The sequence below is a fragment of the Micromonospora sp. CB01531 genome (genome assembly GCF_001905095.1).
In the GTDB taxonomy this organism is placed as follows: Bacteria; Actinomycetota; Actinomycetes; order Mycobacteriales; family Micromonosporaceae; genus Micromonospora.
In genome coordinates, this window is record NZ_LWLS01000001.1 from 172581 (window position 1) to 191024 (window position 18444).

Annotated in this window: 21 protein-coding genes and 1 tRNA gene; 12 read left to right on the forward strand and 10 right to left on the reverse strand. The window is 73.1% G+C overall.

Going from position 1 to position 18444, the window contains the following annotated elements; translation table 11 throughout:
• The first annotated feature begins 102 nt into the window (after window positions 1–102).
• The gene (locus A6A27_RS00795) at window positions 103–1599 is read left to right on the forward strand and encodes a sugar transferase (RefSeq protein ID WP_073832384.1); all 1497 of its coding nucleotides are present in this window, start codon (window positions 103–105) and stop codon (window positions 1597–1599) included.
• Window positions 1600–1670: 71 nt separating this feature from the next.
• On the opposite strand, the gene A6A27_RS00800 is transcribed toward A6A27_RS00795, so the two are convergent.
• A complete protein-coding gene (locus A6A27_RS00800) occupies window positions 1671–2600 on the reverse strand; it encodes an LCP family protein (protein WP_241825018.1) in 930 nt (309 codons plus the stop codon).
• A gap of 252 nt (window positions 2601–2852) precedes the next feature.
• Between A6A27_RS00800 and A6A27_RS00805 the strand changes: the two genes are divergently transcribed.
• The gene (locus tag A6A27_RS00805; protein ID WP_073832386.1) at window positions 2853–3686 is read left to right on the forward strand and encodes a class I SAM-dependent methyltransferase; all 834 of its coding nucleotides are present in this window, start codon (window positions 2853–2855) and stop codon (window positions 3684–3686) included.
• Window positions 3687–3783: 97 nt separating this feature from the next.
• Here A6A27_RS00805 and A6A27_RS00810 read toward each other — a convergent pair whose 3' ends face one another.
• A complete protein-coding gene (locus A6A27_RS00810; RefSeq protein ID WP_073832387.1) occupies window positions 3784–4314 on the reverse strand; it encodes a GNAT family N-acetyltransferase in 531 nt (176 codons plus the stop codon).
• Window positions 4315–4378: 64 nt separating this feature from the next.
• Window positions 4379–4465: transfer RNA gene (locus A6A27_RS00815), tRNA-Leu, on the reverse strand.
• Window positions 4466–4539: 74 nt separating this feature from the next.
• On the opposite strand from A6A27_RS00815, the gene A6A27_RS44740 reads away from it, so the two are divergent.
• Window positions 4540–4827, forward strand: a complete 288-nt coding sequence (locus tag A6A27_RS44740; protein WP_198940160.1) for a hypothetical protein — start codon at window positions 4540–4542, stop codon at window positions 4825–4827.
• A 176-nt stretch (window positions 4828–5003) separates the two neighbouring features.
• On the opposite strand, the gene A6A27_RS44750 is transcribed toward A6A27_RS44740, so the two are convergent.
• Together A6A27_RS44750 and bcp are read right to left on the reverse strand one after the other, a co-directional pair.
• Window positions 5004–5252, reverse strand: coding sequence for a hypothetical protein (locus A6A27_RS44750; RefSeq protein WP_073832389.1), 249 nt, complete (start codon window positions 5250–5252; stop codon window positions 5004–5006).
• Between the two features lie 131 nt (window positions 5253–5383).
• On the reverse strand, window positions 5384–5854 hold the full coding sequence (gene bcp / locus A6A27_RS00830) for a thioredoxin-dependent thiol peroxidase (protein ID WP_073832688.1): 471 nt from the start codon (window positions 5852–5854) through the stop codon (window positions 5384–5386).
• A 159-nt stretch (window positions 5855–6013) separates the two neighbouring features.
• Here bcp and A6A27_RS00835 point away from each other — a divergent pair, with 159 nt between their 5' ends.
• Genes A6A27_RS00835 through A6A27_RS00850 form a run of 4 tightly spaced genes read left to right on the forward strand, consistent with a single transcriptional unit; the run spans window position 6014 to window position 8798 of the window.
• Window positions 6014–6733 carry an energy-coupling factor ABC transporter permease gene (locus A6A27_RS00835; protein WP_073832390.1) on the forward strand — a complete coding sequence of 240 codons (720 nt, stop codon included), beginning with the start codon at window positions 6014–6016 and terminating at the stop codon, window positions 6731–6733.
• A complete protein-coding gene (locus A6A27_RS00840; RefSeq protein ID WP_073832391.1) occupies window positions 6730–7194 on the forward strand; it encodes a PDGLE domain-containing protein in 465 nt (154 codons plus the stop codon). The genes A6A27_RS00835 and A6A27_RS00840 overlap by 4 nt, the downstream gene beginning before the upstream one ends.
• Before the next feature lie 12 nt (window positions 7195–7206).
• Window positions 7207–7977: a cobalt ECF transporter T component CbiQ gene (cbiQ, locus tag A6A27_RS00845; protein WP_073832392.1), complete on the forward strand. Its 771-nt coding sequence runs from the start codon at window positions 7207–7209 to the stop codon at window positions 7975–7977.
• Complete coding sequence (locus tag A6A27_RS00850) at window positions 7974–8798, forward strand: energy-coupling factor ABC transporter ATP-binding protein (protein ID WP_073832393.1); 825 nt, start codon at window positions 7974–7976, stop codon at window positions 8796–8798. Before cbiQ ends, A6A27_RS00850 begins: the two co-directional genes overlap by 4 nt.
• Before the next feature lie 68 nt (window positions 8799–8866).
• On the opposite strand, the gene A6A27_RS00855 is transcribed toward A6A27_RS00850, so the two are convergent.
• Genes A6A27_RS00855 through A6A27_RS00870 form a run of 4 tightly spaced genes read right to left on the reverse strand, consistent with a single transcriptional unit; the run spans window position 8867 to window position 11829 of the window.
• The gene (locus A6A27_RS00855; RefSeq protein WP_073832394.1) at window positions 8867–9979 is read right to left on the reverse strand and encodes a hypothetical protein; all 1113 of its coding nucleotides are present in this window, start codon (window positions 9977–9979) and stop codon (window positions 8867–8869) included.
• The gene (locus A6A27_RS00860) at window positions 9976–10692 is read right to left on the reverse strand and encodes a DsbA family protein (protein ID WP_073832395.1); all 717 of its coding nucleotides are present in this window, start codon (window positions 10690–10692) and stop codon (window positions 9976–9978) included. The genes A6A27_RS00855 and A6A27_RS00860 overlap by 4 nt, the downstream gene beginning before the upstream one ends.
• Window positions 10685–11209, reverse strand: a complete 525-nt coding sequence (locus A6A27_RS00865) for a MauE/DoxX family redox-associated membrane protein (RefSeq protein WP_073832396.1) — start codon at window positions 11207–11209, stop codon at window positions 10685–10687. Before A6A27_RS00865 ends, A6A27_RS00860 begins: the two co-directional genes overlap by 8 nt.
• A gap of 32 nt (window positions 11210–11241) precedes the next feature.
• Window positions 11242–11829 carry a sigma-70 family RNA polymerase sigma factor gene (locus tag A6A27_RS00870; RefSeq protein WP_073832397.1) on the reverse strand — a complete coding sequence of 196 codons (588 nt, stop codon included), beginning with the start codon at window positions 11827–11829 and terminating at the stop codon, window positions 11242–11244.
• A gap of 108 nt (window positions 11830–11937) precedes the next feature.
• Here A6A27_RS00870 and A6A27_RS00875 point away from each other — a divergent pair, with 108 nt between their 5' ends.
• From A6A27_RS00875 to A6A27_RS47290, 4 genes are all read left to right on the forward strand, one after another.
• Window positions 11938–12582 (forward strand): zf-HC2 domain-containing protein, encoded by a 645-nt coding sequence (locus tag A6A27_RS00875; protein WP_073832398.1) that lies wholly within the window; start codon window positions 11938–11940, stop codon window positions 12580–12582.
• 44 nt (window positions 12583–12626) lie between these two features.
• On the forward strand, window positions 12627–14339 hold the full coding sequence (locus A6A27_RS00880; protein ID WP_083672375.1) for a copper resistance CopC/CopD family protein: 1713 nt from the start codon (window positions 12627–12629) through the stop codon (window positions 14337–14339).
• A 15-nt stretch (window positions 14340–14354) separates the two neighbouring features.
• The gene (locus A6A27_RS00885; protein WP_073832399.1) at window positions 14355–15092 is read left to right on the forward strand and encodes a YcnI family copper-binding membrane protein; all 738 of its coding nucleotides are present in this window, start codon (window positions 14355–14357) and stop codon (window positions 15090–15092) included.
• A 150-nt stretch (window positions 15093–15242) separates the two neighbouring features.
• Complete coding sequence (locus tag A6A27_RS47290) at window positions 15243–16244, forward strand: hypothetical protein (RefSeq protein WP_073832400.1); 1002 nt, start codon at window positions 15243–15245, stop codon at window positions 16242–16244.
• A 236-nt stretch (window positions 16245–16480) separates the two neighbouring features.
• Here A6A27_RS47290 and A6A27_RS00895 read toward each other — a convergent pair whose 3' ends face one another.
• Window positions 16481–17740, reverse strand: a complete 1260-nt coding sequence (locus A6A27_RS00895; RefSeq protein ID WP_073832401.1) for a glycosyltransferase 87 family protein — start codon at window positions 17738–17740, stop codon at window positions 16481–16483.
• A 74-nt stretch (window positions 17741–17814) separates the two neighbouring features.
• Between A6A27_RS00895 and orn the strand changes: the two genes are divergently transcribed.
• Window positions 17815–18405: an oligoribonuclease gene (orn, locus tag A6A27_RS00900; protein WP_073832402.1), complete on the forward strand. Its 591-nt coding sequence runs from the start codon at window positions 17815–17817 to the stop codon at window positions 18403–18405.
• Window positions 18406–18444 lie beyond the last annotated feature (39 nt).

Sequence of the window (18444 nt, forward strand, 5' to 3'; positions counted from 1 at the left end):
CCCCCCCCCCCCCCCCCCGCAAGGAATGATGGAGAAGGGCCCATTGTGTCCAGCCATACCCAGATCGGTCCGGCCGCTCCGCCGGCGTCGAGTCCGGATCCGATGTTCGGCGTGATCACGCCGCCGTCGAACGGTATTGCCCGGTCGGCCTTCGCCCGTCCGGTCGCCCGGCGGGCCACCTGGCACCGCCCGTACGTGGCGTGGCTGGTGCTGCTCGACTTTCTGGGGGCGCTGGCGGCCAGCCGGACGGCTATCGCCCTGCTCGACGTGGCCGACGCCGGATTCCGAGACACCGCCGCTCCAAACGGGGTCGACGGGATGTTCGTCCTGGTGGCCAACCTGGGGGTGCCGTTGGGCTGGACCGCCCTGCTGGCGGCCTGCGGCGCGTATGACCGCCGCGCGCTCGGGACCGGCACCGAGGAACTCAAGCGGGTGGGAAGGGCCAGCATCGCCATGGCCGCCACCGTGTCGCTGCTGGCGCTCGGCTTCAAGAAGGACCTGTCCCGGATGACGGTGGTGGTCGTCATCCTGGCGGCGCTGCTCTACACCCTGTCGGGTCGATTCCTGGCCCGGAGCGTGCTGCGCTACGTCCGGCGGGACGGCGGGCGGTCGTCGCAGAAGGTGCTGCTGGTGGGCAAGCTCTCCGACGCGCTGGCGCTCTACGACGTGGTCACCCGGAACCCGGGGGCGGGGCTGCGGCCGATCGCCATTCACCTGCCCCATCACCCGCTGCCCGGCGAGCAGGTGACGGCGCCGGTCCCGGTCTACGTCGGGTGGGATCTGGTGCCTCTCGTCGAGGAGATCGAGGCGGACACCATCGCGGTGTGCGGGCCGGCGAGCCTGGAATCGTACGAGCTGCGCCGGCTCGCCTGGCAGTTGGAGGGCACCGGCCTCGACCTGGTCGTGGTGCCACAGGTCACCGATGTCACGGGACCACGCATTCACGTACGGCCCGTCGAGGGGCTGCCACTGCTCAACGTCGAGGAGCCGACCCTGTCCGGACTCTCCCTGCTGGCCAAGTCGGTCCTCGACCGGCTCGCCGCGCTGGTCGGCCTGATTCTGCTGAGCCCAGTGCTGCTTACGACCGCACTGGCCATTAAGCTGACCGACCCCGGGCCCGTCATGTTCCGGCAGACCCGGATCGGCCACCGGGGAAACGCCTTCAAGGTGTGGAAGTTCCGCACCATGTACACGAACGCGGAGCAGCGCCTCGAGGCGCTGCGGGACCAGAACGAGAGCGACGGTCTGCTGTTCAAGATGAAGGACGATCCGCGGATCACGCCGATCGGCCGCCACCTCCGCGCGCTGTCGCTGGACGAACTCCCCCAGCTCATCAACGTGCTGATGGGCCAGATGTCGCTGGTGGGTCCGCGGCCGCTGCCCACCGAGGACGACGACTACCAGGGCGACGTCCGCCGCCGGCTGCTGGTCCGGCCCGGCATCACCGGGCTCTGGCAGATCTCCGGCCGGTCGGACCTTACCTGGGACGACGCGGTCCGCCTGGACCTGCACTACGTGGACAACTGGTCCCTGGCGTACGACCTCGGGATCCTGTGGCGGACCGTGAGCGTGGTCCTGGCCCGGCGCGGCGCCTACTGACGACGACAAGGGGCGGCAGGATCACTCGACCCCGCCGCCCCGTCACGTCGTCGTCCCGCCCGCCGGGGCGGTCACTTCCGGGCGTACTGCTTGATCTCGTCCACCGCGTCCCGGCGCACCGCGTCGTAGCAGGCCTTCGCCCGGTCGGTGTCGGCGAGCACCACACTCTCGGTGCCCTTCCGGCCAGTGCCCTTGGTCGGGCTGGTGAGGAACGACAGGTTGCTGCCCCGCACCCCGCGCATCTGCGTCCCCATGTCGAGCAACGACATGCCCTTGTCCACCGACACCGAGCTCGACGTCGCCTTGAGGAACGAGTTCAGCTTGGCGGGGTTGGCGAGGATGCCACCGGAGGCGGCCTTGTCGAGGATGGCCTTGATGACCTGCTGCTGGTGGCGGATGCGGGCGAAGTCCCCGTCTGCGAACTGCTTGCGCTGGCGGGAGTAGTCGAGCGCCGCCTCGCCGTCGAGCTGCTGCGGGCCGGCCTGGAAGGCGCGGTACGGCGGGTGGATCGACTTGAAGGACTTCTCCACGTTGACGTCCACGCCGCCGAGCGCGTCGATGATGTCCTTAAAGCCGGCGAAGTCGATGATCGCCACGTGGTCGATCCGCACCCCGGTGAACTTCTCCACCGTCTGCACCATCAGCGGCACACCGCCCCAGGCGAAGGCAGCGTTGATCTTCGCCTCCCGGCCGCCGTGCTGACCGTCCGCCGATCGCGGCACCGACACCCACGTGTCTCGTGGAATGGAGATCAGCTGGGCGCTTGACCGGTCGGCCGGAAGGTGGGCCACGATGATCGTGTCCGTACGCGACCCCTCGGTCTTCTCCGGGTCACGGGAGTCGCTGCCGAGAAGCAGCAGGTTCTGCGCGCCCTTGGCCCCTGCCGTCGGGCGACCCTCCTCAGGCATCCCGGCAAAGGCGTCGACCCGCTCGATACCGGACTCGACGGACTTCAGGTAGATCCCACCAGCGATCAGGCCAACGCCACCCAGCAGCGCCACCACCAGCAGACTGATCAGAACTATCCGCCTCCACCGGCGCCGCGGTCGTGGTGGCTCACCCGCCTCCACATCGGAAGGACCGCCGATTGGATCCACCGGCGGCTGGAAAGGTTGAGGATCGGCATACTGATGGGGATACGACATGCCGCGATGTTACTGACCGGCCCTGTCGCCCGCGTACCCACCGGATGGTTACGCCGACCCGGAACTTTTCATCGTCAGCGACCCCCTTCGCCTGGTAGAAACCCTTCCGTGGACGCAACGAAGCTCCGTCGGGCCATCGCCCGCACCCGGCTGGCCCCGGTCGCCGCCTTCCCGACCCGCCTGGCCAAGGTCGCCCGGCACGACGGCAAGGTGCTGCGCGCCTCCGCCCGCTGGCTGCTCACCTCCCGCGAGCATCACAACTACACGTACGACCTGACCACCCTGAGCCAGCACCACCTCGCCTGGTTCGTCAGCGTCGTGTGCGACGTCCCCGTCGGGCAGGTGCGCGGCTGGTTCGCCGAACTCGAAGGCGACGACAAGCTGCGCGGGCACATCGAGACCGCCACCGCCACCGCGTCCCGGCGCGGCCTGGCCGACCGGCAGGTCCGCTACGCCCGCCGGATCGGCTGGTACGCCATCGTCCGCGCCCGCAAACCCGCCCATGTCGTCGAGACCGGCGTGGACAAGGGCCTCGGCAGCTGCGTCCTGGCCGCCGCCCTGCTACGCAACACCGCCGAAGGACACCCCGGCCGGCTCACCTCGCTCGACATCAACCCCGAGGCCGGCTACCTCGCCAAAACCACCCCGTGGGCCGACGTGGTCGACCTCGTCATCGGCGACTCCATCGCCTCCATCAACGCACTGCACCGGCCGGTCGACCTCTTCCTGCACGACAGCGACCACAGCCGGGGGCACGAGCAGCGCGAGTTCGCCGCGATCGAGCCGCAACTCGCCCCCGCGGCGATGCTGCTCACCGACAACGCCACGATCACCAACGTCCTCGCCCAGCACGCCGAACGCACCGGCCGCCGGTTCCTCGCATACCGGGAGACCCCGGCCCGGCACTGGTACCCCGGCGACGGGATCGGCGTCGCCTGGTGACGGTCGCGTCTCAGCTCTCGGTCAGGTCGCTTGTCCGGGCCGCCAGAGCTCCGGCGCCATCGACCGCCCGCTGCGGCTGCCGACACTGCCGGAATGGTCAGGCCGCGGCGGTGCCCAGGTCGAGCCACATCAAGACCTCGTCCCGGTCGTCGCCGGGGACGAGGCGCAGCGCGGCGGGGAGCCGGCCCACCTCCCGGTAGCCGAGCCGGCCGTAGAACGCGCCCAAACCTAGGCCGTCCCGCACCGTCACGTGCAGCGCCGCCAGGCCCAGCTCCCGGCCGATCCGCTCGGCCTCGCGCATCAGCGCCGCGCCGTACCCCCGGCCCTGGGTATCGGGATGCACCATCACCCGCTTGAGCACCCGCCAGTGCGTCTTCAGGTGGAACCGGTTGTCGGAGATGATCAGGATGCCGACGAGGCGGTCCCCCGCGTAGCCCACCAGCAGCCGGTCCGGCCCGTCGGCCAGACCCGCGAAGGTCTCCTCGGCGAGGGGCCGGACTTCGGCCGCCGTCACCGGGGCGACGAAGCCGACCGCGCCGCCGGCGTTGGTGACGTCCACCCAGAGTGCGACGATCTGCTCGTGCAGCTCGGGGGTGAGTTCGGGGTCGAGGACGAAACGCAGGTTCACGCCCGCCATCCTGCGGGAATGGCGCGGCGTGAACCCACCTTCGTGACCTTCACGACACCGCTGCTGGTGCGGGAGAGGGGAGTCGAACCCCCACGTCCTTTCGGACACGGGCTCCTAAGGCCCGCGCGCCTGCCTGTTACGCCACTCCCGCGACTCGATGAGTCTAGTGCGTCGGGCCGAGACGGTGTGCAGTCCCGCCCGCCGCAGAATGTTCGACACCGTTCCATGGCTGACCACGCACGTGCCGGCGGACGACGACTTGATGAGGTCGGCCAGCCTTCGTGGGCCGAGATCGGGGTGTGCCAGCGCGTGGCGAACGACGACAGCTTCGAGTGCGGGATACCGAGTTGCCCGGCGTGCGGGCGCGGCGGCGAGGCCGCCTCGGTCGGCGAGACGTTGTCGGAGCCGGGCGACGTGGTTGCGGTGGCAGTCGATTCGCCGCGCGGCCTCGCTCGGACCGAGGATGCCGACTGCCACTTGCCTGATCAGGTCTTCCACCTGAGCCAGCGGTAACTGAGGACGAACTGCTGGCGTGGGTGCGGCGGCGGGGGACGGGGCCTCTGGCGACGGACCGCGCTTGTTCCGGCCAGCGTAGGTGTCGGTCTGGCTGTGACAGTTCGGACAGAGCATCCGCAGGTTCGGTGGCCGGTTGTCCAGGAAGTCGCCGTTCATGTGGTCCACGTGCAGCGTCAGCGGCCGGCCCCGCCAGCGTGGGCCGACGCCGCACTCTCACACTCCTCGGGGACGCCGATGTCCCGCAGCGCCCACTTCAACCGGGTGCCCGGTGTGCGGCGGGAGCCGGCCGGCAGCCGTAGCAACAACTGGGACGAGGTGGTGCGCCGTGCGCCGCGTTGCCCCTTGTTGTGCACCTGCCCGGTGAAGTGCGACGTGTCGATGCCGAAGCGCTTGAGCTGCCGGCTGATGTGCGTGCGACCCACCGCTCAGCCGTACGCCGAGCAGCCGCAGCACCTCCGCGATGCTCCGGGCCGGTGCCGCCGCTGCCGCCAGCATCTCCGGGCTGTACTTGTACCGAGGCATGTGCGCACGGTAGCGGCGGCCTACGGCAGGCTCAGTCCAGGCCGAGGTCCCGGCGGAGCTTGGCGACGTGCCCGGTGGCCTTGACGTTGTAGAGCGCCCGCTCGATCTTCCCGTCCTCGTCGATGACGAAGGTCGAGCGGATCACCCCGGTCACCGTCTTGCCGTACAGCTGCTTCTCGCCGTACGCGCCGTACGCGGTCAGCACGGCCTTGTCGGTGTCGGCGACCAGCGGGAAGGTGATGGCGTCCCGGTCGCGGAACTTCGCCAGCTTCTCGGGCTTGTCCGGGGAGATGCCCACGACCTCGAAGCCGGCGGCCTGGAGCGAGGCGAGCGAGTCGCGGAAGTCGCACGCCTGCTTGGTGCAGCCGGGCGTCATGGCGGCCGGGTACGCGTACAGGATGACCTTGCGGCCGCGCAGGTCGGCCAGGGAGAGGCTCCCGCCGCTGTCGGTGGGGAGGGTGAATTCGGGGGCGGGGTCGCCGGTGCTGAGGCGGTCGGTCATGGCGCTGACGATACCGCCGCATGGCCGGACCGGGACGGTGGCGACGCGCGGCGGCGTGATGATCACCATGGCTTGTTGCAAGGGAGTGGCAACAACGGGCCGTCGCAAATAAGCTGCCCGTGTCGGCGTGGATCCTCCCGCCGCGTCCGGGGAGGTCGAGTGGACACACTGGCGATGCACATCTCGAACGGGATCATCGACGGTCCCGTCGCCGCGATCTTCGCCGCGTTCGCGCTCGCCGTGCTCGCCTTCTGCGTGCTGCGCGGGCGCCGCGACCTCGACGACCGGCTGGCCCCGATGGCGGGCCTGGTGGCCGCGTTCATCTTCGCCGTGCAGATGCTCAACTTCCCGATCTTCACCGCCGGCGTCAGTGGCCACCTGCTCGGTGGCGCCCTCGCCGCGCTGCTGGTCGGGCCGTGGGTCGGGGCGCTCTGCGTGGCCGTGGTCCTTGTCGTGCAGGCGCTGGTCTTCGGCGACGGCGGGGTGGCCATGCTCGGCCTCAACATCACCAACATGGCGATCCTCGGCACCGCCGCCGCGTACCTGCTGATCGCGCTGCTGCTGCGGGTGCTGCCGCGCACCACGGCCGGTCTCGGCGTCACCGCCTTCGTCGCCGCGCTGGTCAGCGTGGTGGTCGCCAGCCAGGGCTTCGTCCTGCAGTACTGGCTGGGCGGCACCGCCGACCTGGGCGGCAACCTCGCCGGCCTGGCCGGCACGATGGCCGGCGTCCACCTGCTGATTGGCATCGGCGAGGGCCTGATCACCGCGACCACGGTGGTCACCGTCGCGAAGGTCCGTCCCGATCTGGTGTACGCGCTGCGCGCCCGCAAGCCGGCTGTGCCGGCTCCCGCCGTCCCGACCGCCGGAGGTCTCCGATGAGCAAGCGCCCTTGGCCCCTCATCCTCGGCGGCCTGCTGGTCGCCCTGCTGCTCGCCGGCGTCGTCAGCAACTACGCCTCGTCGCACCCGGACGGGCTCGACTCGTCGCTGCTGAAGGGCTGCACGGTGAACGCCGAGGACGAGATCACCGGCGGGAGCTGCCCGGCCCAGCAGGCCAAGGACCACGAGCTGGCCGACAGCCCGTTGGCCGACTACGGCGTCCGGGGCGTCGGCAACGGGTTCCTCTCGACCGGGATCTCCGGCGTGATCGGCGTGCTGCTCACCTTCGCCCTGGGCGGCGGCCTGTTCTGGCTGGCCCGCCGCCGCGGCCCGGCCACCGGCGCCCCCACCGACGGCGCCCCGACCGGCCCGGCCAACGGCGCCCCGACCGATCCTGGCGCTGGCGCCCCGACCGGGTCGGCGGCACGGGACGCCGGCGCGCGCCCCGCCGGCACCCGCTGAAGGACCGCCGTCATGGGTGCCGGGCACGTGCACGTGCTCTACCGCGAGTCCGCCTCACCGGTGCACCGCCTCGCGCCGGAGGTGAAGATCGCCGCGATGGTGCTCTTCACCGTCGCGGTGGTCGCCACGCCCCGGGAGGCGTACTGGGCTTTCGGCGCCTACGCCCTGCTGGTCGCCGCCGTGGCGGCGTTGGCCCGGGTCGGGCCGCGCTGGCTGCTCAGCCGGGCGCTGATCGAGCTGCCGTTCGTGCTCTTCGCGTTCGCGCTGCCGTTCCTCGGCACCGGGGAGCGGGTCGAGGTGGCCGGGTTGAGCCTGTCCGTCGACGGGCTGCACGGCGCCTGGAACATCCTGGCCAAGGGCACGCTCGGCGTACTCGCGTCGCTGTTGCTGGCGGCGACCACGACGACGCGTGACCTGATCGTCGGCCTGGACCGGCTGCGCTGCCCGCAGATCCTCACCCAGATCGCCACGTTCATGCTGCGCTACCTGGACGTGCTGGTGGGCGAGGCACGGCGGATGCGGGTGGCCCGGGTGTCCCGGGGCGACGACCCGCGGTTCCTCTGGCAGCTCCGGGGTTTCGCCGCCGGGGTGGGCGCGCTCTTCCTGCGTGCCTTCGAACGCGGCGAGCGGGTCTACCTGGCGATGCTCTCCCGCGGCTACACGGGGCGGATGCCGGCGGTGTGGCAGGGCGCCGGCGCGGCCACCGCCGGGCAGTGGATGGCCGCCGCGACGGTGCCGCTGGCCGCGGCCACCATCGCCGCCGTCGCGGTCGTCCTGAGATGATCGGGCACGTGCAGACACCTCCCTCGCTGGACGTACGCGGCGTCCGGTACGCGTACCCGGACGGCCACGTCGCCCTGCACGGGGTGGATCTGACCGTGCCGCGCGGGGAGCGGGTGGCCCTGCTCGGGCCGAACGGCGCCGGGAAGACCACGCTGGTGCTGCACCTCAACGGCATCCTCACCGCGACGGAGGGGACGGTCAGCGTCGGCGGCCTGACCGTGGGCCGGGACCGGGACACCCTCGCCGAGATCCGCCGCCGGGTGGGCATCGTCTTCCAGGACCCGGACGATCAGCTGTTCCTGCCCACCGTCGCCGAGGACGTCGCGTTCGGGCCGGCCAACCTGGGGCTGCGCGGGGCGGAGCTCGCTGCCCGGGTCGACGAGGCCCTGGCCGCCGTGGGGATGAGCGAGCACCGGGACCGGGCGCCGCACCACCTCTCGTTCGGGCAGCGCCGCCGGGTGGCGGTGGCCACCGTGCTCGCCATGCACCCGGAGATCCTGGTCCTCGACGAGCCGTCGTCCAACCTCGACCCGGCCGCCCGGCGGGAGCTGGCGGAAATCCTGCGTGCGCTGCCGGTGACCCTGCTGATGGTCACCCACGACCTGCCGTACGCGGCGGAACTCTGCGACCGTTCGGTGATCCTGGACGCCGGCCGGATCGTCGCCGACGCCCCCACGCCCGAGATCCTCACCGACGACGCCCTGCTGGCGGCCCACCGCCTCGAGCTGCCCTACGGCTTCGACCCCCGCACCGCCCCCCCGCCCCGCCTGACCCACCTCACCGGGGCAGCGTTCCAAGGTCGTGCTCAATCCCGGACGTAGTGGCCTTCCGGTCGTCACGAGGCCCCAGGATCGAGCGTGATCATGGATGGGCCCACGCGGGGCGTTCGTCAGCGGCGGGCAGGCGTCGCGGCGGTGGGGCGTGGGTCGCCCGGTGCGTGCCGCGCGGCGCGGGAGGCGGCGTGCAGGCGCAGGACGCCGGCGGCGACCGCACCCGCCCCGGTGGCCAGGATCAGCGTCACCAGCACCCGGGCCAGGCCCGCCGGCCACAGCACCGGCACCACCGAGCGGGACAGCACGGCCAGGTTCGCCACCCCGGCGAAGAGGGCCAGGCAGGCCCCGGCCAGGGCGAGCGCGAAGTCGGCGGCCTCCCGGCGAGCCAGCGCGTATCCGCCGGCGGCGAGCGCGCCGAGCCCGGTGAGCAGCGTCCACACCTGCCCGCTGACCAGCTCGAGCAGCACCCCGCCGACGCCGGCGGCCCCGGCGTCCAGCGCCCGGCCGACGGTGAGCGCCACCGTGGCCAGCCCGCCGGCGGCGAGCAGCGCGCCCGCCGCGCGCAACGCGCGCGTACCGGCCGTCGAGCCGGCGGGAACCAGCCCGGCCGCGCCGATCAGCAGGAAGCCGAGCGTGGCGGCCACCCACCACGGGTAGGCGTCCGGCGGCGGCACCCAGTCCAGCGTGCCGCGTACCTCGACGGGCTGGTCGCCGGTGCGCAGCGGCACCACCCAGGCGCGGACCTGCTGCTCCCGAGCCGGGTCGGCGGTGACCTGCGACGGTGGCGCCGACTCCAGCCAGAGCGTGCGCTGGTCGTGCCAGCGGGCGGTCGGCCCGGCGGAGATCCGCTGCCAGGTCGGCGGCGCCGCCGGGTCGGCCTGCGGGGGCAGCTGGGTGTCGCCGGCGATGGTCCGGTTCAGGTAGGTGGCGGGGGAGCGGGTGTTCTCGTACACCCCGCCCGGCCCGATCCGCAGGTACGGCTCGCCGGAGTAGCCGATCACCTCGACGTCCCGCCCGGTGTGGTTGGTCAGCTCGAGCCGGGCGCCCGCCTCGACCATCCGGGCGGTGAGTCCGGGCGGGGCCGGGCTGAACTCGATCACCGCGGCCCGGTAGTTGGTGCCGTCGGGGGCGTCCGCCCCGTGCGCGGCGGCCGGGGCGGCGAGGGCGAGGAGTGCGGCGAGGGCGGCGGTGAGCACCACCGCCGCCCGGCGCAGCGGTAGGAGGCTCACTTTCCGGCCGCCGCCACCGCTGCCTTGATCCCCTCGGGGCTCTTGTCTGTGAGCTCCTTGCCGTTGACCTTGATGGTCGGGGTGCCGGTGACGCCCGACTTGCTGGCGTCGTCCGTGACGTGCGCGGTCCACGCCTTGAACGTGCCGTTGTTGACGCAGGCCCCGAAGTCGTCCCGGTCCAGCCCGACGCCCGCGCCGATGTCGATCAGCTCGGCGTCGCTCAGCCCGGCGCTGCCCTCCGGCGGCTGCTTGGCGAAGAGCTCGTTGGTGAACTCCTTGAACCTCGAGCCCTTGGCGGCGCAGCCGGCGGCGGCCGAGGCGCGGGTGGAGTACTGGGTGGTGGAGAAGCGGTTCAGGAAGGCCACCGGGTGGAAGATCACCCGCACCTTGTGGTCTCTGACCAACTCGTCGATGGTCGCCCCGTTGACCTGCTGGAACTGCTTGCAGACCGGGCAGAGGTAGTCCTCGTACAGGTCGATGGTGACGGGGCCGTTTCCGTCGAGGATGCCGGTGCCGCCGGCGTTGGCGCCGGGCGGGGCGGTGAAGGTCTTCGACTGCTGGCTGGAGTAGACGGCCCAGCCGATCAGCCCGGCGATCACCAGCACCACCACCGCGGCGATCGACGTGATGATCGTGCGGGTGCGCCGCTTCTCCCGGGCGATCTGCGCGCGGACCACCTGGGCCGCCTTCTTCTGACCCTTCCGACTACTCATCCTCGCCCTCCTCGGGTGCCGCGCCCGCCAGCCAGCCGTCCACGGAGAACGGGGTGCGGGGCCAGATCAGCAGGAATCCGGCCATGACCAGGAATCCCAGGTCCCGGAGGATCTCCGGGAGGTAGCTCGGGGCCTGCCCGGCGGCGAGTTGGCCGCCGCTGCCGAAGCACCCGCAGTCGATGGCGAGGCCGCGCGCCCAGGCCGAGGCGATGCCGGTGATGAAGACCACCAGCAGCGCCGTGGAGACGCTGGCGACCAGGCGGCTGGCCAGCCCGACGAGCAGGAGTACGCCGAGCGCCAGCTCCACGAAGGGCAGCGCGGCGCCGATCACGGTGGCCACCTCGTACGGCATGACCTGGTAGGCGTTGACCGCGCGGCCGGAGGCGGCCAGGTCGCCGACCTTGGTGGCGCCGGCGAACAACCAGACGGCGGCCAGCCCGAGCCGGACGGCGGCGCCGAGCCAGGGCCGGACGGCGGGCCACTGGATGGCCCGGGTGCTCGGTGCAGTCACGGTCATTGGTCGCCTCGGATCCGAGAAAAGTTCCGCCGTCATCCGGCCAGCGCGTCGCCGACGGCGTCGACCAGCTCGCTGCGGGCCCGGGCGACGCGGGACCGGATGGTGCCCACCGGCACCCCCTCCACGGCGGCGGCCTCGGTGTATGACAGGCCGAGCAGCTGGGTGAGCACGAACGCGCCGCGCCGTTCGGCGGGCAGCCGGCGGATCAGGTCGGTGGCGCCGAGCTGCCCGGCGGGGTCGGGGTACGGCCGCTCGGTGGCCGCGTGCGCGGTGAGCCGCTCGTCGAGCCGCCGCCGGCGGACCACCGTGCGCAGGTGGTCGGCGCAGGCCCGCCGGGCGATGCCGAGCAGCCAGGTACGCGCGGTGGACCGCCCCTCGAACCCGGGCAGCGCCCGGAACGCGCGCAGGTAGGTCTCCTGGGTCAGATCGTCGGCGCTGTCCACGTCGACCAGGGCGGCGGCGAAGCGCCACACCTCGGCCTGGGTGGCGCGGACGAAGGCGGCCTGGGCGACCGGGTCCCCGTCGCCAGCGGCCAGCGCCCAGTGCGTGGCCGGGTCCGGCGCAGCGTCGGGCCCCGCCGCACGGTGGCTGGCGGAGCTGTCGCGCGGGGCGGGGATCACGACAGACGAGGTTACGCGGCGTACGGGGGTCGGGCAGGGTCCTTCGGCCCTTTCCGTGGTCCGGCCCACGTCGGGAACTTTTCCCACCCGCCCGCCGACTACCCGCTCATGACGTGCGACGAGGTTCGCCTGGCGCTGTCGGCGCGCCTGGACGGGGAGGACCCGCAGGCCCCGGCGGCGGCCCTGGAGGCGCACACCGGGTCCTGCCCGGGCTGCCGCTCCTGGCTGGCCCACGCCGAGCGGGTGACCCGGCTCACCCGGCTGCAGCCGGTGGACGTACCCGATCTGACCGCCCCGGTGCTGGCCGCCGTCGCCGCGGACCGGGCGGCGGCGCGGGCCGGTGCCGCGGCCGCCGGGCGGGCCCGGCGGCAGGTGCTCCGGGTGGCCGTGGCGGTGGCCGCGGCGGCGCAGTTCGCTGTCGCGCTGCCGATCCTGCTGGCCGGGCTGGGCGTCGACGCGGACCCGCACACCAGCCGGGAGATGGCCTCCTTCGACGCGGCCCTCGCGGTCGGCTTCGCGCTCGCCGCCTGGCGGCCGGAGCGGGCCCGGGCGTTCCTGCCGGTGGCCCTGGTGCTGGCGGTCTGCCTGGCCGGCACCAGCCTGGTGGACATCGCCGCCTCGACCACCGCCGCCGTGCACGAGTTGGGCCACCTGGCGGCCGTGGTGCAGGCCGGCCTGCTCTGGGCGCTCGGCCGGGTCAGCGACGAGCCGGAGCGGCCCCGACCCGCCGCGCTCGCCGCCGGACGCGGATGATCAGGGGTCGCCGATCCCGGGCCGCGTCGGGAAGCATGATGGTCATGACTGCTGCCGTACGCCGCCGGCGCCGCCCCGCCGCCGACCGCCGCGGGGCCGACCGACCGGCCGCCGCCGACCGCCGCTGGGCCGCCCGGCTGGGGGCCGCCGCCGGCCTGCTGGTCGCCCTGGCCGCCCTGCTCCTCGCCCCGGCCACCCCGGCCAGCGCCCACGCGGTGCTGGTGAGCACCAGCCCGACCGCCTCCGCCGTGGTGCCCGGCGCGCCGGCCGAGGTGGTGCTGACCTTCAGCGAGGGGGTCCGCAAGGTCCCGGGCAAGATCCGGGTGATCGCCCCCGACGGCTCCCGGGCCGACCGGGGCGAGCCGACGTTCAAGGACACGGTGGTGACCATCCCGGTCGACCCGTCCGGCGCGCGCGGCACCTATCTGGTCAGCTACCGGGTGATCTCCGCCGACAGCCACCCGGTCTCCGGCGCCTTCACCTACTCGGTGGGCGCCCCGTCGACGCCGCCGACCGACACCGGTACGGACAGCCGCGCGAATCCGGTGGTGGAGAACGCGGTGAAGGTGGCGAAGTACGTCGGCTACCTGGGTCTGCTGCTGCTGGTCGGCCCGGCCCTGGTGCTGGCCCTGCTCTGGCCGCGCCGGCTGTCCCGGCGCGGGCCGGCCCGGCTGGCCTGGTCGGGCCTGGGCCTGCTGGCCGTCGCGACCCTGGCCGAGCTCTGGTTGCAGGTGCCCTACACGGCCGGTGGTGGCCTGTTCGCCGTGACCGGGTCCGGTTTCGGCGACGTGTTGGGCAGCGCGTACGGCACCGCGCACCTGGTCCGGCTCGGCCTGCTCGCCGCAGCGGCGTTCCTGCTGCGGCCGCTCTTCGCCTCGCCGGTCGGCCGGACCGACGGGATCATCCTGGCCATCCTCGGCGGGGCGGCGCTGTTCACCTGGCCGCTGGCCGGCCACCCGGCCGCCTCGCCGGTGCCGGCGGTCTCGGTGGTGGTGGACGCGGTGCACCTGGGCAGCATGGCGGTCTGGCTGGGCGGCCTGGTGATGCTCGCGGTCTTTCTGCTGCGCCGGGCCGACGAGCGGGAGCTGGACGCGATCCTGCCGATCTGGTCCCGCTGGGCGGCCCTGGCGGTCGCGGCGCTGCTGCTCGCCGGCACCGTGCAGGGGCTGATCGAGGTGGCCACCCCGCGGGCGCTGTTCGACACCACGTACGGGCAGTTGCTGCTCGCCAAGATCGGTCTGTTCGTGCTGGTGATCGGGGTGGCCGCGTACTCCCGGTCGCTGGTGCGGCGCACCGCGGCGGGCCGGCCCGGTTCGATGCGCCGGGCGGTGGTGGCCGAGCTGGCGATCACCGCGGTGGTGCTCGGCGTCACGGCCAACCTGGTGCAGACCACGCCGGCCCGCACCGAGGCCGCCAACGTGGCCGGTACGTCCACCGGCTACTTCTCCACCACGCTGACCAGCCCGCTCTACTCACTGCAGGTGGAGCTGGACCCGGCCCAGCGCGGCAACAACTCGATGCACCTGTACGCGTACACCAGCGACAACCGACCGCAGCCGGTGCAGGAGTGGAAGGCCACCGCCGCGCTGCCGTCGGCCGGGATCGAGCCGATCGAGATCCCGCTGTTGTCGCTGACCGACAACCACGCCACCGGTGAGATCAACCTGCCGGCGGCGGGGCAGTGGGTGTTTCGCTTCACCGTCCGCACGTCCGACATCGACCAGGCCACGGTGACCGCCACCGTGCCGATCAAGTAGGAGAGGCTTCCGCCCATGTTCCGTCTTCGGCGTCCCGCCACCGCGGCCGCGCTCGCCCTCGCCGCCGTCGCCACCGCCGTGCTCGGCCTCGCCGGCCCGGCCTCGGCGCACGTCACGGTCAACCCGAAGGAGGCGACCCAGGGCGGCTACGGCCGCTTCGCCTTCCGGGTGCCGAACGAGAGCGACACGGCCTCGACCACCAAGGTGGAGGTCTTCCTGCCGGAGGAGGCACCGGTCGGCTCGGTGTCCACCATGCCGGTGCCGGGGTGGACGGTGCAGGCGGAGAAGCGCAAGGTCGACCCGCCGATCGACGTGCACGGCAGCCAGCTCACCGAGGCGGTGGCCAAGCTGACCTTCACCGCGGCGTCGGGCGGCGGGGTCAAGCCGGGCGAGTTCCAGGAGTTCCCGGTGTCGATGGGGCCGCTGCCGCAGGTCGACCAGATGGTGTTCAAGGTGATCCAGACCTACTCGGACGGCAATGTGTCCCGCTGGATCGAGGTGCCGACGCCGGGCAAGGAGGAGCCGGAGAACCCTGCCCCGGTCCTCAAGCTGACCGCCGCGTCGCCGTCCGCCTCGCCGGCGGCGAACGGGGCCGCGAACGCCTCGCCGGCCGCGTCCGGCGGTGACGACGACTCCGACGGGAGCGCCGGCACGGCCCTCGGCGTGGCCGGTCTGGTCGCCGGCCTCGCCGGTCTGGTCCTCGGTGGGCTCGCCTTCCTGCGTACCCGTCGGGAGCCCACGCCGAAGTCCTGACCTGCGCAGGTGCCGCCGGCCCGTCGGATCTTCCGGCGGGCCGGCGTGCTTTCTGCGGTCCTTGGGATGCTTGCCGTGGATATCCGGCGATTGTGCGGTTCACGTCGGTAAGGTCGGCCGGGTGGTTGGCTACCGAGGGAGAGGACCCGAATGCGGTTCGTGCGAACGATCGCCGGCATGCTGCTGTTGGCCGTGGGAATCCCGGCGCTCCTCGTGGGGGCCGGGCTCTGGACCGCGGCCCGGCACGCGAACCCGGACGGCGGCTTCGGCGCCCGCTTCGAGACGATCCGCACGCCCGGGCAGGCCGTCGTGGTCACCGACGTGGACGACCTGCTCCGCGCCGAGGCGCCCTTCGCCCGGACCGCACAGGCCCGCCTACGGCTGATCGCGCGGACCGCCGACGGGCCGGCCTTCCTCGGCCTGGCCCCGACCGACCAGGTGGCCCGCTGGCTGGCGGCCGCCCCGCACGCCACCGTCAGCCGGGTCGCGCTGGCCCGCGGCCCGCTGCCGATCCGCCTGGAGCCCGCCGGCCCGGCCACCGCCGGCGCCGCCGCCACCGTCCCCGCCGAGCAGGGCTTCTGGGTACGCGAGGGGATCGGCGCGCTGGAGTGGAGCCCCGCCGAGCTGGCCGGCCGGTCGCTGAGCCTGGTGGTGATGCGGCCGGACGCGCGGGCCGACCTCGCCCTGGACCTGCGTGCCGAGCTGCGCGCCGGCTGGTTCCCCGGGCTGGCGTGGGCGCTGCTCGCCGGTGGGGTGCTGCTGGTGGTCCTCGCCGTGCTGCTCCTGCTGCGCCCGGTCCGCCCGCGCGAGGTGGTCTTCGTCGTCGAGCCTGACCAGGTCCCGCTGCTCGCCGGACGGCTCGGGGTCAGCTCGCTCAGCGGGCTGGGCACGCCCGACGGGGTGGGGGAGCGGCCGGCCTGGCCGGAGCGGCAGCTGGTCGCCGTCGGCTCGGCGCCCACCGCGCGGTCCCGGGCCGCGATCGGCCCGGTGCCGAGCCGGCGCCCGGAGACCCTGACGGACCTGCCCGCCGATCCGGCGTGGTCCTGGCCCCCGGCGACCATGCCGGCGACCCCCCGACCGGTGGAGGTCCCGCCACGGGTGGCGTCGCCGCTGGACGCCGGGCCGGACGCGCCGGAGCCCGCCGACGGATAGCGCCGGCTTCCTACGGCATGGTATCGCCACCCCCCTCGGGCCGGCTTCCCTGGGGCGTGGTCTCGGGAAACCGGCCCTGTGTCAGGCCGACAACGGCGGGTGGCCCTCCGCGCTGCCGACGCGGAGGGCCACCGTCACCGGGGGAATCGGTGCTACCTGGGAGAAACTTGAGGTAGTTGTGACCAGATTAGCGCCGAACGGCGCCCGCCGCGATGTCTGTCCATTTGGTGCAAGTTTCAGCTTGCCCCGGTGCGGTCCCGTCCACCCGGCCGCCGGGTCGGCAGCGCCGCCAGCAGCACCAGGCTGAGCAGCACGTACGCGTTACGCGCGACGAACTCGCCGAAGCTGTCGGTACGCGCCGGCGCAACCCCCCAGTCCAGGAAGGTGACCACCCCGTAGATGATCACGAAGGCGCCGCCGATCGCGAGGCTGAGCTGCCAGCGGCGCCGCCGGGCACCCGCCACCGTGCCCCGGTCGGCGTCCAGCGCCGAGTCGACCAGCACCACCACCGCCGGGATGAACCAGTACAGGTGGTGCGTCCAGGTGATCGGGCTGACCAGGCCGCCGACCAGGCCGGTCAGGGTGACCCCGACCAACGCGTCCCCGGCCCGGGCGGCGCGGGCGGCCCGCCACAGCCCGTACCCGGCGACCACGATGACCAGCAGCAGCCAGGGCAGCTGAGCCGGCTTCTCCGGGGCGGTGATCCGGCTGAGCAGGCCGAACAGCGACTGGTTCCCGGTGTAGTCGGTGCGACCCACCCGGTCGGTCGCCCACAGCTCGTGGGTCCAGAACCGCCACGAGTCGCTCGGCGCCACCGCCGCGGCCAGCAGGGTGGCCAGCGCCGCGGTCGCCGAGGCGACCACCGCCGCCCGCCAGCGCCGGGTGGCCAGCAGGTAGAGCACGAAGATGCCGGGAAAGAGCTTGAGCGCCGCCGCCAACCCCACACCCACCCCGGCCCAGGACCGCCCCCCGGGTACGGCGAAGAGCAGGTCGGCCAGGATCAGCACCACCAGCAGCATGTTGATCTGCCCGAAGGTGAGCGTCTCCCGGGTGCTCTCCACCGCGAACACCAGCAGCACGGCCACCGTGAGGGTGAACAGCCGGGGCAGGTCGTGCCGCTTGATGACCGGGACCACCAGCCAGCGGGTCGTCACCACCACGCCCAGCACGGTCAGCACCGTGAAGATGGTCACGGTGGCGCCGAGCGGTAACAGCGCGAACGGCCGCAGCAGCAGCGCGGCGAACGGAGGGTAGGTGAAGTAGAGCGCCCCCTGCACCCGGTCCGGCTGGACGTAGTCGTAGAGCGGGTGGCCGGCCGCCCACCAGTCCATCGCCCGCATGTAGATCTTCAGGTCGAAGAAGTCGTGGACCGTGCCGGGCAGGTAGAGCGCCGGCAGCACCGCCGCGAGCGCCACCACCGTGACGAGCCGACGGGCCGTACGGCCGCCCGGATCGTCCTCGGTGACGGCGGGTGGTGCGACAGGTTCGGCTGGCACGGGGCAAACCCTACTGGTCCACCTCTGCCATGGTGCCGAGGCGCGGGCGGATCGGTGGCGCGTAGTCTGATCCGGTGGCTGATCTTCTCGTCTGGATCGACTGTGAGATGACCGGGTTGGACCTCGGCCGGGACGCGCTGATCGAGGTCGCCGCGCTCGTCACCGACCGCGACCTGAACGTGCTGGGGGAGGGCGTGGACGTGGTCATCCACGCCGACGACGCGGCGCTGGACGGGATGCCGGAGATCGTGCAGACCATGCACGCCAAGTCCGGGCTCACCGAGGCCGCCCGCCGCTCCACGGTCACCCTCGCCGAGGCCGAGGACATGGTGCTCGACTACATCACCACGTACGTCAAGGACTCCGGCAGCGCGCCGCTGTGCGGCAACTCGATCGCCACCGACCGCGGGTTCATCGCCCGGGACATGCCCCGCCTCGACGCGCACCTGCACTACCGGATGATCGACGTCTCCTCGATCAAGGAGCTCTGCCGGCGCTGGTACCCACGGGTGTACTTCGGCCAGCCGCAGAAGGGGCTGGCCCACCGGGCCCTGGCGGACATCCGGGAGAGCATCCGGGAGCTGGAGTACTACCGGCGGACCATCTTCGTCCCGCTGCCCGGCCCGGACGTGGAGAGCGCCAAGGCGATCGCCGCCCAGCTCTGAGCCTCCGCCCGGCGGCCGGCCGGAACCCGGTGGACGGGG

Excerpts from the sequence above, each read along its gene's own strand:
- A6A27_RS00795 (WP_073832384.1), top strand. The coding sequence starts at position 103 with ATGTTCGGCGTGATCACGCCGCCGTCGAACGGTATTGCCCGGTCGGCC.
- cbiQ (WP_073832392.1), top strand. The coding sequence starts at position 7,207 with ATGGGTGCCGGGCACGTGCACGTGCTCTACCGCGAGTCCGCCTCACCG.
- A6A27_RS00865 (WP_073832396.1), bottom strand. The coding sequence starts at position 11,209 with ATGACCGTGACTGCACCGAGCACCCGGGCCATCCAGTGGCCCGCCGTC.
- A6A27_RS47290 (WP_073832400.1), top strand. The coding sequence starts at position 15,243 with ATGCGGTTCGTGCGAACGATCGCCGGCATGCTGCTGTTGGCCGTGGGA.
- A6A27_RS00885 (WP_073832399.1), top strand. The coding sequence starts at position 14,355 with ATGTTCCGTCTTCGGCGTCCCGCCACCGCGGCCGCGCTCGCCCTCGCC.
- A6A27_RS00880 (WP_083672375.1), top strand. The coding sequence starts at position 12,627 with ATGACTGCTGCCGTACGCCGCCGGCGCCGCCCCGCCGCCGACCGCCGC.
- A6A27_RS00850 (WP_073832393.1), top strand. The coding sequence starts at position 7,974 with ATGATCGGGCACGTGCAGACACCTCCCTCGCTGGACGTACGCGGCGTC.
- A6A27_RS44740 (WP_198940160.1), top strand. The coding sequence starts at position 4,540 with ATGGCTGACCACGCACGTGCCGGCGGACGACGACTTGATGAGGTCGGC.
- bcp (WP_073832688.1), bottom strand. The coding sequence starts at position 5,854 with ATGACCGACCGCCTCAGCACCGGCGACCCCGCCCCCGAATTCACCCTC.
- A6A27_RS00860 (WP_073832395.1), bottom strand. The coding sequence starts at position 10,692 with ATGAGTAGTCGGAAGGGTCAGAAGAAGGCGGCCCAGGTGGTCCGCGCG.
- A6A27_RS00875 (WP_073832398.1), top strand. The coding sequence starts at position 11,938 with ATGACGTGCGACGAGGTTCGCCTGGCGCTGTCGGCGCGCCTGGACGGG.
- A6A27_RS00840 (WP_073832391.1), top strand. The coding sequence starts at position 6,730 with ATGAGCAAGCGCCCTTGGCCCCTCATCCTCGGCGGCCTGCTGGTCGCC.